11 protein-coding genes are annotated in these 15,936 nt (G+C 62.2%); 6 read left to right on the top strand and 5 right to left on the bottom strand.

The features are described from left to right. Window positions 1-7: 7 nt before the first annotated feature. Window positions 8-682: a bifunctional 4-hydroxy-2-oxoglutarate aldolase/2-dehydro-3-deoxy-phosphogluconate aldolase gene (locus ACZ6YA_RS06590; RefSeq protein WP_465896334.1), complete on the top strand. Its 675-nt coding sequence runs from the start codon at window positions 8-10 to the stop codon at window positions 680-682. 386 nt (window positions 683-1,068) lie between these two features. Here ACZ6YA_RS06590 and leuA read toward each other — a convergent pair whose 3' ends face one another. The 3 genes from leuA to xseA all read right to left on the bottom strand — a co-directional run bounded on the left by leuA (window position 1,069) and on the right by xseA (window position 5,373). Next, the gene (gene leuA, locus ACZ6YA_RS06595; protein ID WP_465896335.1) at window positions 1,069-2,742 is read right to left on the bottom strand and encodes a 2-isopropylmalate synthase; all 1,674 of its coding nucleotides are present in this window, start codon (window positions 2,740-2,742) and stop codon (window positions 1,069-1,071) included. Window positions 2,743-3,162: 420 nt separating this feature from the next. Further along, window positions 3,163-3,990 carry a peptidoglycan DD-metalloendopeptidase family protein gene (locus ACZ6YA_RS06600; RefSeq protein ID WP_465896336.1) on the bottom strand — a complete coding sequence of 276 codons (828 nt, stop codon included), beginning with the start codon at window positions 3,988-3,990 and terminating at the stop codon, window positions 3,163-3,165. Between the two features lie 3 nt (window positions 3,991-3,993). Next, on the bottom strand, window positions 3,994-5,373 hold the full coding sequence (xseA, locus tag ACZ6YA_RS06605; protein WP_465896337.1) for an exodeoxyribonuclease VII large subunit: 1,380 nt from the start codon (window positions 5,371-5,373) through the stop codon (window positions 3,994-3,996). A gap of 99 nt (window positions 5,374-5,472) precedes the next feature. On the opposite strand from xseA, the gene ACZ6YA_RS06610 reads away from it, so the two are divergent. The 3 genes from ACZ6YA_RS06610 to guaA all read left to right on the top strand — a co-directional run bounded on the left by ACZ6YA_RS06610 (window position 5,473) and on the right by guaA (window position 9,242). Then, window positions 5,473-6,030, top strand: a complete 558-nt coding sequence (locus ACZ6YA_RS06610) for a sugar ABC transporter ATPase (protein ID WP_465896338.1) — start codon at window positions 5,473-5,475, stop codon at window positions 6,028-6,030. Between the two features lie 86 nt (window positions 6,031-6,116). Then, on the top strand, window positions 6,117-7,586 hold the full coding sequence (gene guaB / locus ACZ6YA_RS06615) for an IMP dehydrogenase (protein ID WP_465896339.1): 1,470 nt from the start codon (window positions 6,117-6,119) through the stop codon (window positions 7,584-7,586). Window positions 7,587-7,664: 78 nt separating this feature from the next. Then, window positions 7,665-9,242: a glutamine-hydrolyzing GMP synthase gene (gene guaA / locus ACZ6YA_RS06620; RefSeq protein WP_465896340.1), complete on the top strand. Its 1,578-nt coding sequence runs from the start codon at window positions 7,665-7,667 to the stop codon at window positions 9,240-9,242. A gap of 66 nt (window positions 9,243-9,308) precedes the next feature. Here the strand turns inward: guaA and ACZ6YA_RS06625 are convergent, their stop codons facing one another. Further along, entirely contained in the window at window positions 9,309-12,251 is a 2,943-nt protein-coding gene (locus tag ACZ6YA_RS06625) for a dermonecrotic toxin domain-containing protein (RefSeq protein ID WP_465896341.1), read from the bottom strand. 208 nt (window positions 12,252-12,459) lie between these two features. On the opposite strand from ACZ6YA_RS06625, the gene ACZ6YA_RS06630 reads away from it, so the two are divergent. Further along, window positions 12,460-13,842 carry a multicopper oxidase family protein gene (locus tag ACZ6YA_RS06630; protein WP_465896342.1) on the top strand — a complete coding sequence of 461 codons (1,383 nt, stop codon included), beginning with the start codon at window positions 12,460-12,462 and terminating at the stop codon, window positions 13,840-13,842. Beyond that, window positions 13,842-14,321, top strand: a complete 480-nt coding sequence (gene tadA / locus ACZ6YA_RS06635) for a tRNA adenosine(34) deaminase TadA (protein ID WP_465896343.1) — start codon at window positions 13,842-13,844, stop codon at window positions 14,319-14,321. The genes ACZ6YA_RS06630 and tadA overlap by 1 nt, the downstream gene beginning before the upstream one ends. Before the next feature lie 93 nt (window positions 14,322-14,414). Here tadA and mltF read toward each other — a convergent pair whose 3' ends face one another. Next, on the bottom strand, window positions 14,415-15,872 hold the full coding sequence (gene mltF, locus ACZ6YA_RS06640; RefSeq protein ID WP_465896344.1) for a membrane-bound lytic murein transglycosylase MltF: 1,458 nt from the start codon (window positions 15,870-15,872) through the stop codon (window positions 14,415-14,417). Between the last annotated feature and the right edge of the window lie 64 nt (window positions 15,873-15,936).

The raw sequence follows: 15,936 nt of genomic DNA on the forward strand, positions 1-15,936 counted from the left end.
CACTGTCATGACCACCCTTGAACGCCCACAGCCTCTGCTGTCGATGGCCGAGAAAGCCGACCGCATCGATGCCATCTGCCGTGCGGCGCGCATCCTGCCGGTGATCACCATCGCCCGTGAGGAAGACATCCTGCCCCTGGCCGACGCCCTGGCCGCTGGCGGCATCCGCACGCTGGAAGTGACCTTGCGCTCGCAGCATGGCCTCAAGGCCATCCAGGTGCTGCGTGAGCAGCGCCCGGAGCTGTGCGTCGGTGCCGGTACCGTGCTCGACCGCGGCATGTATGCAGCGGTCGAGGCCGCAGGCGCGCAGTTTGTAGTAACGCCGGGCATTACCCAGGACCTTCTCGAAGCCGGCGTAGACAGCGATATCCCGCTGCTGCCGGGCATCAGCACGCCTTCGGAAATCATGATGGGCTATGCCCTGGGTTACCGTCGATTCAAGCTGTTCCCCGCAGAAATCAGCGGCGGGGTGGCGGCGATCAAGGCCTTTGGCGGCCCATTTGGTGATATCCGCTTCTGCCCGACGGGCGGAGTCAACCCGGCCAACGTGCGTAACTACATGGCCCTGCCCAATGTGATGTGCGTCGGCGGGACCTGGATGCTCGACAGCAGCTGGATCAAGAACGGCGATTGGGCGCGGATCGAGGCGTGTAGCGCCGAGGCGATGGCGCTGCTGGACTGAAACTGAATGTGTTGTGTGTTTTACGGCTTATGGGGCGCTTGGTCGGCGCCCCTTTTTTTGTCTGTAATTTTTGTGCTGCTTGTTCCGGCCTGTTCGCGGGCAAGCCCGCTCCCACAGGTTCAGCACAGATGTCAGGTCTTGTGAAGTACCTGTGGGAGCTGCCTCTTCGCGGGCAAGCCCGCTCCCACAGGTTCAGCACAGATGTCAGGTCTTGTGAAGTACCTGTGGGAGCTGCCTCTTCGCGGGCAAGCCCGCTCCCACAGGTTCAGCACAGATGTCAGGTCTTGTGAAGTACCTGTGGGAGCGGGCTTGCCCGCGAAGAGGCCGGCACAGGCAACAAAAAAGCCCGCATCATGGATGCGGGCTTCTTACCATCAAATCACAGCTTAGGCCGCCTTCGCCTCTTGCAGGCTCAGCGAGCGATTCAGCGCGCTGAACAGTGCCTTGAAGCTGGCCGTAGTGATGTTCTCGTCGATACCCACACCATGTACCGGGCGGCCACCCGCCACACGCAGCTCGATGTAGGCCGCCGCCTTGGCGTTGGTGCCGGCACCGATGGCATGCTCGTTGTAGTCCATGATCTCCACGGCGATCGGCAAGCCGGCCACCAGGGCTTCCAGGGCACCATTGCCCTTGCCGCGCCAGTGCAGGGTGGTTTCGCCTTCACCGGCGACTTCCACTTCCACGGCGCTGTGGCCGTTCTCTTCCTGCAGGCGGTGGCTGACCAGGGCATAAGGGCTGTTGGCCTGGAGGTATTCCTTGTGCAGCAGGCTGTAGATCTGCTGGGCAGTCATTTCCAGGCCGAGGCGGTCGGTTTCACCCTGTACCACCTGGCTGAACTCGATCTGCATGCGGCGCGGCAGGCTGATGCCGTATTCCTGTTCGAGCAAGTAAGTGATGCCGCCTTTACCCGACTGGCTGTTGACGCGGATCACCGCCTCATAGCTGCGGCCGATGTCGGCCGGGTCGATCGGCAGGTACGGTACTTCCCACAATTCGCCTTCCTGCTGCTTGGCGAAGCCCTTGCGGATGGCGTCCTGGTGCGAGCCTGAGAATGCAGTGTGGACCAGGTCACCGACGTACGGGTGACGCGGGTGCACCGGCAGCTGGTTGCACTCTTCGACGACCTTGCGCACGCCGTCGATGTCGGAGAAGTCCAGCCCTGGGTCGATGCCCTGGGTGTAGAGGTTCAGCGCCAGGGTCACCAGGTCGACGTTGCCGGTACGCTCGCCGTTGCCGAACAGGCAGCCTTCGGCGCGGTCGGCGCCGGCCATCAGGCCCAGCTCGGTGGCGGCGATGCCGGTGCCACGGTCGTTGTGGCAGTGCAGGCTGATGATCACGCTGTCACGGCGGCTGACGTTGCGGCAGAACCACTCGATCTGGTCGGCGTAGATGTTCGGTGTGGCGACTTCCACGGTAGCCGGCAGGTTGAGGATGACCTTGTGCTCAGGCGTCGGGTTCCACACTTCGATCACCGCGTCGCAGACTTCCTTGGCGAACTCAAGCTCGGTGGCGCTGAAGGTCTCCGGCGAGTACTGGAAGGTCCACTGGGTTTCCGGCTGCTGGGCGGCGTATTTGACGAACAGCTTGGCCGCGTTTACCGCGATGTCCTTCACGCCTTGCTTGTCCTGGTTGAAGACGATGCGGCGGAACGACGGGCAGGTGGCGTTGTACAGGTGGACGATGGCCTTCTTGGCGCCGCGCAGCGATTCGAAGGTGCGCGCGATCAGGTCTTCACGGGCCTGGGTAAGCACCTGGATGGTGGTATCGTCCGGGATGTGGCCGTCTTCGATCAGGCTGCGCACGAAGTCGAAATCGGTCTGCGAGGCGGACGGGAACGAGGCTTCGATCTCCTTCACACCGACCTGCACCAGGGTCTTCCAGAAACGCAGCTTCTTCTCCGAGTCCATCGGCTCGATCAGCGACTGATTGCCATCACGCAGGTCCGAGCTGCACCAGATTGGCGCTTCGGTGATGGTCTTCGACGGCCAGGTACGGTCAGGCAGGTCGATGGTCGGGAAAGCGCGGTACTTCTTCGATGGGTCTTTGAGCATGGTCATGGAAGCAATCCTTTTGTGTGCGGCCGAGATCGGGCCTGCCGAGCTGTAACAAGATGAAAGGGCGAGGCGACGCGATTCAGCCTGGTAGTCGAGCGCTGACCAGGCAGAGGCTGCGATGTTGTCGGAGCAGGATGAGGGTGCTGAAGGTTTTCATGCCTCAACCCTAACCAGTGGTGTCAGGGATGGCAAGCGTTCGAAAAAAATTGAGATAAATGCTTAAAAAAAGCCAGATTGCGAGATTTTGTAGCGCTTAATCTTTCAAGGTTTCGAGGTTTTTGCGCTGATTTTTTTGAAGGCGCAAGACAAGGGAATTGATGATGAATGTGCCGGCCTCTTCGCGGGAAAGCCCGCTCCCACAAGGTCGGCAGCGCTGCAGACCCCTGTGGGAGCGGGCTTGCCCGCGAAGAGCGCGCACCAATTCTAAGGCTGGAACGCGCCGATAAAGATTGCCGGGTCCACGCGTGCATCATTGAGACTGACGTTCCAGTGCATGTGCGGGCCGGTCGCGCGCCCGGTCGATCCCACTCGCCCGACCACCTCGCCACGGCGCAGCTGCTGCCCCACATTCACGTCGATCTTCGACATGTGGCAAAACATGCTGATGAACCCCTGGCCGTGGTCGACGAACACGGTGCGGCCATTGAAAAAGTAATCGCCGACCAGGATCACCTTGCCGTTGGCTGGGGTCTTGATCGGTGTGCCCGCAGGCACCGCGAAGTCCAGCCCCGCATGCGGGTTGCGTTCTTCGCCGTTGAAGAAGCGGCGCACGCCGAACTTGCTCGACAGCGGGCCGCTGACCGGCTTGTCGAGCACCAGGTTGCTCGGCAGGTTCGGGCTGAAGCTGCGGTAGGCCTTTATCTGTTCGGCCAGCTCGCGGTCGATGCGCTTGAGGTCGGCCGGGTCTGGGTTGACCTGGCGTTTGTTCTTCAGGGTGATCCGTTGCTCCGGGTATTTCTTGCTGCCCACGTTGAACGGCAGGCTGCGAGCACCCTCGGTCAGCACCGCAGTGCCAGGTTTTTGCGTCAACGGGATGCCGACAATGGCCAGCCAGTTGTCCTGCTCCTTGACCACCAGCACCGGCTTGCCATCGAAGCGTGCGCTCGGTGCCGTGGCCGCAGGGCCAAGATCGACCACGGCGACGCCGCCGGGCACCGGTTTGTTCAGGGTGCGGGTGATGTAGCTGGCCTGAGCGGCGCCGGCCAGCAGCATCAGGGAAAGGGCAAGCAGGGGCGCGAACAGGCGGGGCATGTGTCAGTCCAGTAGGGAAAGGGTGACCGGGGTCAGGTGATTGTCCTCGACCCGCACCTGCAGCTCGCCTTCGTTGAGGCGCGCAGTCAGACGCTGGCCGTTGCGGGTCTGCTCGGCGCTGCGGATGGCCTGGCCATGCTCGTCGAGGAGGATGCTGTAGCCGCGCGCCAGGGTCGCCAGCGGGCTGACCACCTGCAAGGTCTGCAGCTGGGCCTGGAAGCGTTGGCGGCGGTCCTTGAGCACATCGCGCATGGCCTTTGGCAGGCGTTCGGCGAGGCTGTCCAGGCGTTGGCCGAGCAGTTTCAGTGCACGCCCCGGATGCTGCGCGGCCAGGCGCGTGTCCAGGCGAGCCAGGCGCTCGCGGCGCTGGTTGAGGGAGAGCGTGAAGGCCCGGCGCAGGCGCATGTCCAGGTCGTCAAGGCGTTGGGCCTGCTGGCGCAGGCGTTCGCCCGGGTGGCGCAGGCGCCGGGTCAGCGAATCCAGCCGCAAGCGGTCGTGGGTCAAGCGATTCTGCATGCGCAGCAGCAGGCGCCGTTGCAGGCCTTCGAGGCGCTGCTGCAGGCCGCTGTTGTCGGGGGCCAGCAGTTCGGCGGCGGCCGATGGCGTGGGGGCGCGCACGTCGGCGACGAAGTCGCTGATCGACACGTCGGTCTCATGGCCCACGGCGCTGACGATGGGCGTGACGCAGGCGGCCACGGCTCGGGCCACGGCTTCTTCGTTGAAACACCACAAATCTTCCAGCGAGCCGCCGCCGCGGGCCAGGATCAGCGCATCGAAGCCGCGGCTGTCGGCCAGTTGCAGGGCGCGGACGATCTGCTTGATGGCCTCGCGGCCCTGCACGGCGGTGGGGATCAGGTTCAGCTCGACCTGCGGCGCGCGGCGGCGGAACACGCTGATGATGTCGCGGATCACCGCACCGGTGGGCGAGGTGATGATGCCTATGCGTCGCGGGTGGGCGGGCAGCGGCCGCTTGCGTTCGGCACTGAACAGGCCTTCGGCGCCGAGCTTTTCCTTCAGGGCGTCGAAGGCCAGGCGCAGGGCGCCGTCACCGGCCGGCTCGACGGTATCGAGGATCAGCTGATAGTCGCCGCGACCTTCGAACAGCGATACCTTGCCGCGCACCCGCACCGCCAGGCCGTCACGCAGGGCCTGGCGCACGCGCGTGGCGTTCTGCCGGAACAGCGCGCAACGCACCTGGGCGCCGCTGTCCTTGAGGGTGAAGTACAGGTGGCCGGAGGCCGGGCGGGCAAGGTTGGAGATTTCGCCTTCCACCCAGACGCTGCGGAATACGTCTTCCAGCAGCACCCGGGCGCGGCCGTTGAGCTGGCTGACGGTGAGGACCTCGCGGTCCAGGCCGAGTCGTTCGAAGGGGTCTTTGATCATGGGGGCATCATAAGGGGGTGGGTGGGGGGCGCCAAGTCCGTGTTGGGAGATTTGCGGTAGAATCAGCCCATTAACGCAGTTGCCAGGCCCGTCCGATCCATGAACACCCAGAGCATCATCGTCCCGAAACTCTCCACCGTGCCAGTTCACGAGGCCCGTGCCCGGGCCATCCTGCGCTGGCTGGTGCGCGAAAAAGTGGTCGAGGAGCAACTGACCACCTGCGGGCGCACCGGCAACCGCATGGGCTATGCCCTGGCCGAAGGCGCACGCAAGGTCGCCCTGCACCCTGAAACGCTGCCATTCGGCGAGTCGATCAACGGCTTGGAAGTGGTGCTCAAGCGCTGCATTTATACCCCCCATGATGGTTTCCTCGAAGAAGCCGGTTGCCCCGAGTGCCGCCGCGAAGTGGGTGAGCCCTTGTTCGAAAGCCTGGAAGAATGGATGCCGGGGGTGAGTGATAACTTCACCTGCCCACTGTGCGGCCATGAGGACGACATCAATGGCTTCATTTACCTGCAGCCATGTGCCTTTTCCAACCTGGGGTTCATCTTCAACAACTGGGGCGAGGCCGGGTTCACCCAGGCCTTTCTCGACAGCTTCGCCGACTGGCTGGACCAGCCAGTGGCGGTGGTGCAGGTAAAACTGCCAGAACGCTGACCGAAGGCCCTTATTTTGCATTGAGCGGCGCGCCGTGGATGAGTATAATGGCGCGCTTCCATTTTTCCCGCCCGGGAGCCCCCGCGATGCTGCGTATCAGCCAAGAAGCCCTGACTTTCGACGATATCCTCCTTGTACCTGGCTATTCCGAGGTACTACCCAATGAAGTCAGTCTCAAGACCCGTTTGACTCGTGGCATCGAGCTGAACATTCCTCTGGTTTCCGCCGCCATGGATACCGTGACCGAAGCGCGTCTGGCCATTGCCATGGCTCAGGAAGGCGGCATCGGCATCATCCACAAGAACATGACCATCGAACAGCAGGCCGGCGAAGTACGCAAGGTCAAGAAGTTCGAGGCTGGCGTGGTCAAGGACCCGATCACCATCGAAGCCGACGCCACCGTGCGCGACCTGTTCGACCTGACCCGGCTGAACAACATCTCGGGTGTTCCGGTGCTGGAGAACGGCGACCTGGTCGGTATCGTCACTTCCCGTGACGTGCGCTTCGAAACCCGCCTGGATGCCAAGGTGCGTGACGTGATGACGCCCAAAGAGCGCCTGGTCACCGTGCGCGAAGGCGCCGACAAGAATGAAGTCCGCGAGCTGCTGCACAAGCACCGCCTGGAAAAAGTCCTGATCGTCGACGACAAGTTCAGCCTCAAGGGCATGATGACCGTCAAGGACATCGAAAAGGCCAAGGCCTACCCGTTGGCCAGCAAGGACGACCAAGGTCGTCTGCGCGTAGGCGCTGCGGTCGGCACCGGCAAGGACACTGGCGAGCGCGTTGCCGCCCTGGTGGCTGCTGGTGTTGACGTGGTAGTGGTCGACACCGCCCACGGTCATTCCAAAGGCGTGATCGACCGCGTTCGCTGGGTCAAGGAAACCTACCCGCAGGTGCAGGTGATCGGCGGCAACATCGCCACCGGCGCTGCGGCCAAGGCACTGGCTGATGCCGGCGCCGACGCCGTCAAGGTCGGCATCGGCCCAGGCTCGATCTGCACCACCCGCATCGTCGCCGGTGTCGGCGTGCCGCAGATCAGCGCCATCGCCAACGTTGCCGCCGCACTGGAAGGCACTGGCGTGCCGCTGATCGCCGACGGCGGCATCCGCTTCTCGGGTGACTTGTCCAAAGCCATCGTCGCTGGTGCGTCCTGCGTGATGATGGGTTCGATGTTCGCCGGTACCGAAGAAGCTCCGGGTGAGGTCGAACTGTTCCAGGGCCGCTCCTACAAGGCTTACCGCGGCATGGGCTCGCTGGGTGCCATGGCACAGGCGCAAGGCTCGTCCGACCGTTACTTCCAGGATTCCTCGGCCGGTGCCGAGAAGCTGGTACCGGAAGGCATCGAAGGCCGCGTGCCTTACAAAGGCGCACTGGCTGCGATCATCCACCAGCTGATGGGCGGCCTGCGTTCGTCCATGGGCTACACCGGCAGCGCGACCATCGAAGAGATGCGTACCAAGCCGGAGTTCGTACGTATCACCGGTGCCGGCATGGCCGAGTCCCACGTGCATGACGTGCAGATCACCAAAGAAGCCCCTAACTACCGCGTAGGCTGAGGCTTTTAGCAACATTTGCATGCGGGGCTGTCACGACAGCCCCGCGTCGTTTCCGATTTCCACTGACGAGATTGAGTCATGGCCCTCGACATTCACGCTCACCGCATCCTGATCCTCGATTTCGGTTCCCAGTACACCCAGCTGATCGCCCGCCGCGTGCGCGAGATCGGCGTGTACTGCGAACTGCACCCGTTCGACATGGACGATGAAGCGATCCGCGAATTCAACCCGCGCGGCATCATCCTCGCTGGCGGCCCCGAGTCGGTCCACGAAGCCAATAGCCCGCGTGCACCGCAGGCCGTGTTCGACCTGAACGTACCGCTGCTGGGCATCTGCTACGGCATGCAGACCATGGCCGAGCAACTGGGCGGCAAGGTCGAAGGTTCCGACCTGCGCGAGTTCGGTTATGCCCGCGTTGACGTGGTCGGCAAGAGCCGCCTGCTCGACGGCATCGAAGACCACGTCGACGACGACGGCGTACTGGGCCTGGACGTGTGGATGAGCCACGGCGACAAGGTCACCCAGATGCCGGGCAGCTTCAGCGTTCTGGCCAGCACTCCGAGCTGCCCGATCGCCGGGATGTTCGACGACGCCCGCGGCTACTACGGCGTGCAATTCCACCCGGAAGTGACCCACACCAAGCAGGGTGGACGCATCCTGTCCCGTTTTGTCCAGGACATCTGTGGCTGCGAAGCCCTGTGGACTGCGTCCAACATCGTTGAAGACGCTATCGCCCAGGTGCGTGCCCAAGTCGGTTCGGCCAACGTCTTGCTGGGCCTGTCTGGCGGCGTCGACAGCTCGGTGGTTGCCGCGCTGCTGCACCGTGCCATCGGCGACCAGCTGACCTGCGTGTTCGTCGACAACGGCCTGTTGCGTCTGCACGAAGGCGACCAGGTGATGGCCATGTTCAAGGAGAACATGGGCGTCAAGGTTATCCGCGCCGATGCCGAGAAGCAGTTCCTCGACAACCTGGAAGGCGAAGCTGACCCGGAGAAGAAGCGCAAGATCATCGGCCGCACCTTCATCGACGTGTTCGATGCCGAAGCCAGCAAGCTGGACAACATCCAGTTCCTCGCCCAAGGCACTATCTACCCGGACGTGATCGAGTCGGCTGGCGCCAAGAGCGGCAAGGCCCACGTGATCAAGTCGCACCACAACGTCGGTGGCCTGCCAGAGGAAATGAACCTCAAGCTGGTCGAGCCACTGCGTGAACTGTTCAAGGACGAAGTGCGCAAGATCGGCCTGGAACTGGGCCTGCCGTACGACATGGTCTACCGCCACCCGTTCCCAGGCCCGGGCCTGGGCGTGCGCATCCTCGGTGAAGTGAAGAAGGAATACGCCGACATCCTGCGTCGCGCCGACCACATCTTCATCGAAGAGCTGCGCAAGGCCGACTGGTACCACAAGACCAGCCAGGCCTTCGTGGTGTTCCAGCCGGTCAAGTCGGTCGGCGTCGTCGGCGACGGTCGTCGCTACGCCTGGGTCGTGGCCCTGCGCGCCGTTGAGACCGTGGACTTCATGACCGCGCGTTGGGCGCACCTGCCGTACGAGCTGCTGGAGACTGTCAGCGGCCGTATCATCAACGAGATCGACGGTATCTCGCGGGTGACTTACGACGTGTCGAGCAAGCCGCCAGCGACGATCGAGTGGGAATGATCAAACAGGTTGTACCTGTTTAACAAAAGGGAGACCTCAGGGTCTCCCTTTTATTTGAGGCATGTCTTATAAGGTTTTCGCTTCCTTCATGACCATGCCATGGCGTGAGAGGATGCCGCGTAACTGGCTGAGGCTGCTGAACCGCTGGCCACTGATCCAAGGCCATTTCGGGCGGTTGATGAAGAAGTATTTGCCCTCTTTCTGGATCGGCGTACGCACCAGATTGCCATCCCCAGAGCGGTGTGTCAGAACTAACCGATTCTGTTCCGCGCCAACGTGGTAATCGCCGGGTTGTCGCAGAAGTGCCTCGAGAGAATCTGTGACGACCTCGGGTTTTTTCAACGCAGCTTGCAGGCGTATGTCCCCTTTGATGAAGCGCGTTAGCCTATCCTCGGTGAACGATCTGCCAGGGTCGATCTCGAACCGTTCTGGCTGACCCACAGGCACGTCTTCGATTCGCAGGCCAATGGCACCTTGCATCTCACTGACGCCAGGCACCCCTTCAAAGGTACTCGAGTGGCTGTTACCCATCAGCGCTACCCACTTGGATTTACCTCGGGTCGCTTGGTCGGCGTCGATGATCAGGTGCGCGTAATAATTCATCATTTCCTGGCGGGCCAAGCGGGCTGGCTGAATTTCCCAGTAGCTGGTCATGCAATCAATTGACTGAATTCGAATGTTCTCTTTCTGCGCGCTACGCAGCACTTCGGTGAATGTGTAGGGGTTGGTTTTTGTCAGCCCGCGTCGCTCACCTTGAGCATTGGCGTAGTCGAGTAATTCTTCCGGCATGACGCCTGTACGGTTGAAGAGATCCAGGTCGGCCTGGTGAATATCTGTCAGGAAGTGCTCCATATACAGCACCTTCACTTTTTGTTTGCGCAACAGTTTCATGTTGTCTATCAAAAAGCGCTTGCTGCCCATTTCAGAGTGGGACTCGCCGATCACCAGGCCATCGGCCTGTTCGTATACGTCGCGCAAGAAGGCTTTGACTTGGGCGGGGTCGGCGAGCTGAGGAAGGGGCGGACGCGCCGGAAGCTCGTACGTCTTGACGAATTGCTGAGCGTCCGCTGCAAGTTGGTCGCTTAGTTGACGAAATTTTTCGGCAGCGGCTTCACCTTGCGGGTCGAAGAGGTTGCCATGGTCGCCCCTGAGGAATTGTGTTTGATTCGATAATGAGGCGGTTTTTTCCAGAGAGGGTCGTTGCTCTACCGGTATTTCGTACGCCGTGGGTGGCAGATCAGGCAGTGCCGCCGTGGTTGCAGGCCTGCCGAAAATCTTCAAACGGGATACGGGCATACCGCCCTTCAAGCTCGGCGGTAAGATTGCCTCCCAGTTGCCATCGGCGTCCAGTCGAATGGGCTGGTGGCGCGCGAATGAGTAGGGGTTTTCCGGATCGATGACTACCCAGGTGTTCATTTCGCCGACATGGCGAACTTCATAGGGAGTCTCGTCGACCAGCGCGTAAAACCTGCCCGCCTGGGTATAAATCCCCGCCATGTCACCGGTGCCGGGATTGCCGGTGAGGATGACGTTGGTTTCGAAGGGGGCCAACAAGTCCTCGGCCTGTGCGGGGCGCAAGGGCTCAGGCACCCAGGTGACGAGGTCCGCGCCCACGGCGATGGACTCATCTTCGGTCGGCTCGGACGTCTGTTCAGGCGTGCGTACGGAGTCTTCGGCATGCGCCGGGTCCAGGGCCGGGTCAATCGCGGCGCCTGGGGCGTGGAGCAGGAAGGTCGCATTGAACAGGGTATTGATCGCCGCCAGTACTGCGCCCACGACGCCGGCCTTGCGTTCGCCAGTGGTATGCCCGTTGATGGCCTGGTCGATATTGAGCCCGATTTCCGCGAGCCCCGCGCCCACGGCTGCCAGGGCTATCGGCCAATCCAGGGCGGCCAGCGCACCGCTGATTTCACCGAAAGCACGCAGGTAGCCAATCCACAGTTGCTTGCGCAGGTCGGCGTTGGAGCGCAGGGCGAAATGCTCATCATCGAGCATCCGCTGCTGGCACGTATCACGCAGATGGCTGAACGCATCCGTGGCAATGCTGCGGTCGATCTGGTTGAGCGGGCCAGGCGCGGCACCACCCCAGTTGAAGAACAGCAGGTCGATCATGTGATTCAGGCCGACACTGCTGTTTTTCTGCGCGTGGCTTTCCAGGGGGAAGTGCCCCATGAACCGCGACCGATTGTCCGCTTGGTTGTTTTGGGTGAGGAGCCACCAATACAAGTCGTCATGGCTGGCAAACAGGTGTAGCGGGTCCACTTCGCCTGGCAGGTACAGCATTTGCTGGCCGTCCGGCAGTTCGACACGCAGGATGTCTGATGCCAGGTGGCCGCCAATGTCGAAGGTGCACACCCTGAAGCCAGGGGCAGGTTGTACCTCTTGGCGTAGCTGCTCCAGGGTCGGTGGCCACGAAGCGTCGCCGACCAGCGCCTCGGACACCCGGGCCGCTTGCGTTGCCAGCGCAGTACCGGGTTCGCTCACGCACACGTCCAGCACTTTGCTCAGGAAATTGACCTTGGCGAGGACCCGGTAATCGTCGTTGTGTGCCGCCCAAAACGCCTCGACCTGTTGCTTGAAGTCGCTGCAGAAGTCGACCTGCCAGAAATACTCCAGCACTTCCCGGGGAGCAATCGCCAGCTCGTTGTGCTCGTCGAAGGACTCAGCGTCGGCGCCATCGGTATAGAACCCGGTCAGGTAGGTGAGCAGGTCGGCATTGTCCTGGTCGTGGACATCGAACCGATGCATCACCAATTGGGGCAGCGTGAACGATTGATACGGCGCTTGGTTGTGGGCCCATCCACTGAATGTGCGAGGGCTGGAATGGGCGCTTTCAAAGCGGTGGAGGAAAACCTTGTCAGGGTCCAGGCTCGAGTGACCGAATTTGCTCAAGATTGCTTGCGCTAGCGTGCGTGCGGCTTGTCGCATGTCTGGGCAGGCTGCGGTCACCTGGGTAGCTAAATCCCGCAGGGTTTGCTGAGTGCTCAACTGCTGTGAAGAGAGAGTCATGGCCTATGCACCTGGGAAAGGGGAAGGCCAGTGTTAAGCGGGCTTGGGTAGCTGGTGCAGTACATAGATATCGGCCTTGGCTTCCTGCACCGCCCATCAAAGGCAACACTTCACTTAATCTTTCCTATTTGCAGGTGTATCGTATTCGCCCTTCATCGCCAGCACCTGCTGGCAGACTGATTGCGCAGAACACGAGGTACCCGCACCGATGTCCTTCACCCGTCGACAAATGCTCAAAGGCCTGACCGGCCTGGTTGTGGTTGGCCTGGGCGCCGGGGGCGCCGCGCGTTACTGGCTGGGCAAGGTCGAGGATGACAATGCGGGGCACGACTACGAGCTGATCGCCGCGCCCTTGGACGTCGAACTGGTGCCGGGCTTCAAGACCGAGGCGTGGGCCTTTGGCCCGTCGGCGCCCGGCACCGAGTTGCGGGTACGCCAGGGCACCTGGTTGCGGGTGCGCTTCATCAACCACCTGCCGGTGGAAACCACCATTCACTGGCATGGCATCCGCCTGCCGCTGGAAATGGACGGCGTGCCTTACGTTTCACAATTGCCGGTCAAGCCGGGCGAGTACTTCGACTACAAGTTCCGCGTGCCTGATGCCGGCAGCTATTGGTACCACCCGCATGTCAGCAGCTCCGAAGAGCTGGGGCGCGGGCTGGTCGGCCCGCTGATTGTCGAGGAGCGAGAGCCGACCGGTTTCAAGCATGAACGCACCCTGAGCCTGAAAAACTGGCACGTCGACGAGCAGGGCGCCTGGCTGCCGTTCAGCATCCCACGCGAGGCGGCGCGCAACGGCACCGCCGGGCGGCTGATCACCATCAACGGCCAGGCCGGCTCGGTGACCGAGCTGCCGGCGGGGCAGGTGGTACGCGTGCGCCTGCTCAATCTGGACAACACCTGGACCTACCGCCTGAACCTCAAGGGCAACTGTGAGGCGAAGATCTACGCCCTCGATGGCAACCCGGTCACTCCGCGCGAGCTGGACGATGAGTACTGGCTCGGCCCCGGCATGCGTATCTGCCTGGCGATCCGCATCCCCGAGGCGGGCGAAGAGATTTCCCTGCGCGACGGTTTCGTGCGCCTGGGCACCTTGCGTTCGGTGGCCAGCAACGACGCGCCGAGCGACTGGCCAGCCGCCCTGCCAGCGAATCCGGTGGCTGAGCCGGACCTGGAGAATGCTGAGAAGCTGAACTTCAATTTCGAGTGGGTCGGCAAGGTTTCGGTCAACACCGAGAATGGCAAACCACCGAGCCTGTGGCAGATCAATGGCCAGGCCTGGGACATTACCGACAAGACCTGCGCAGACCGGCCCATCGCCACGCTGCAGAAGGGCAAGAGCTACATCTTCGAGCTGAAGAACATGACCCAGTATCAGCACCCGATCCACTTGCACGGCATGAGTTTCAAGGTGATCGCCTCCAACCGGCACAAGATCGTCGAGCCTTGGTTCACCGATACCTATCTGCTGGGCAAGAACGAGCGCGCCCAGGTGGCGCTGGTGGCGGATAACCCAGGCACCTGGATGTTCCACTGCCATGTCATCGATCACATGGAAACCGGCCTGATGGCCGCAATCGCGGTGGTCTGATGCGCCCCCAGATCATCGATCGCAGCCGCGATCAAGAATTCATGCGCCTGGCCCTGGCCCTGGCTGGCGAAGGTGCAGCCATGGGCGAGGTGCCGGTGGGTGCGGTGCTGGTGCAGCATGGCCAAGTCATAGGGCAGGGCTTCAACCGGCCAATCTTCGACAGCGACCCCAGCGCTCATGCCGAGATGGTCGCCATTCGAGCGGCGGCGAGGTCCGCCAGCAACTATCGGCTGCCGGGCAGCACGCTGTATGTAACGCTGGAACCCTGCAGCATGTGTGCGGGTTTGATCGTGCACTCGCGGGTGGCCAGGGTGGTATTCGGCGCGCTGGAGCCCAAGGCGGGGATCGTGCAGAGCCAGGGTCAGTTCTTCGGGCAGAGCTTTCTCAACCATCGGGTGATGGTCGAGGGCGGGGTGCTGGCGGAGGAGTGCGGGCAGATTCTCAGTGACTTCTTCAAGGCCCGACGGGCCAAGGGCTAACTTGGTCTGGCCTCTTTGCGGGTCAAGCCCACACACAGGATATGCGCAACACCTGTGGGAGCGGGCTTGTCCCGCGAAGAGGCCCGTGCAGTTTCACATCGGCGGCGATTGCTCCGCCGGCTTGTCCTTGTTGACCCCCGGCACATGCAGGTTGCCCTCGGCGACCTGCCCCTCTAGCTGCGGCTGGGTCACCCAGGTGAGGATGTCGTAATAGCGGCGGATGTTGGCCACGAAGTGCACCGGTTCGCCGCCGCGGGCATAGCCGTACTTGGTCTGGCGGAACCATTGCTTCTGCGCCAGGCGCGGCAGCATTTTCTTCACGTCCAGCCATTTGTTCGGGTTGAGCTTCTCGCGCCTGGCCAAAGTGCGGGCGTCTTCCAGGTGGCCACTGCCGACGTTGTAGGCGGCCAGGGCAAACCAGGTGCGGTCCGGCTCCTTGATGCTGTCGTCGAGTTGTTCCTTGATCAGCATGAAGTACTTGGCGCCGCCCTGGATACTCTGTTTTGGGTCCAGGCGGTTGGACACGCCCATGGCTTGGGCGGTGCGCTGGGTGAGCATCATCAGGCCGCGCACGCCGGTCTTGGAGGTGACTTCCGGTTGCCACATGGATTCCTGGTAACCAATCGCCGCCAGCAGGCGCCAGTCGACCTGCTCGACCTTCGCGTAGCTTTTGAAATGCTTTTCGTATTTGGGCAGGCGCTGCTGCAGGTGCTGGGCGAACGTGTAGGCGCCGACGTAGCCAAGCACGTCGACATGGCCGTAGTAGCGGTCTTTCAGGCGCTGCAGGGTGCCATTTTTCTGCGATTTGTCGAGAAATTCGTTGATTTCATTAAGCAGGCTGTTGTCGTCACCGGGAGCAACCGCCCAGCGCTGGTCGCGCGTGTCGCCCAGGTCGAAGGCCACCCGTACGTTGGGGAAGTACACCTGATTCATCGCCAGCTCGTTGGAATCGACCAGCGTCAGGTCAATTTGCCCCTCATCGACCATGCGCAACAGGTCGACCACCTCGACCGCGTCGGACTCTTCGTACTCCAGCCCTGGGTATTGCCGTTTCAGGTCGGCCAACTGATCGGCATGGCTGCTGCCCTTGAGCACCACGATCTTCTTGCCGACCAGGCCCTTGGGGTTGGTGGGGCGCGAACGGCCATTGCGGTAGATAACTTGCGGGGTCACTTCCAGGTACGGGTGGGAGAACCGCGCCTGGGTCTTGCGCCGTTCGCTGCTGACCAGGCCGGCTGCTGCCAGTACCGGGCCGGACGGTTTGCTCAGGTCGTCGAACAACTCGTCGAGGTTATCGGCGGTCTCGATCTCCAGCTTGACACCAAGATCATCGGCGAAACGCTTGACCAGCTCGTATTCGAAGCCGGTTTCGCCATTACGGTCCTGGAAGTAGGTGGCCGGGCTGTTGCGGGTGATCACGTGCAGCACGCCATCCTCCTTCACGCGCTCGAGGGTGCTGGGTTTTTCAACGCAGGCACCGAGCAGCAGAAAGAGTCCGGTTGCGAAAAGCCATTTGGCGCAACGCTGGCGCAAAGCAGTGTGGGTGAACATAGCTTGCAGTATACGCAAAGGATGGAGCCCGCCATATCTCGACATCCGATTGCTTGTCTGGTAG

This window comes from Pseudomonas sp. NPDC090752 (genome assembly GCF_055584805.1).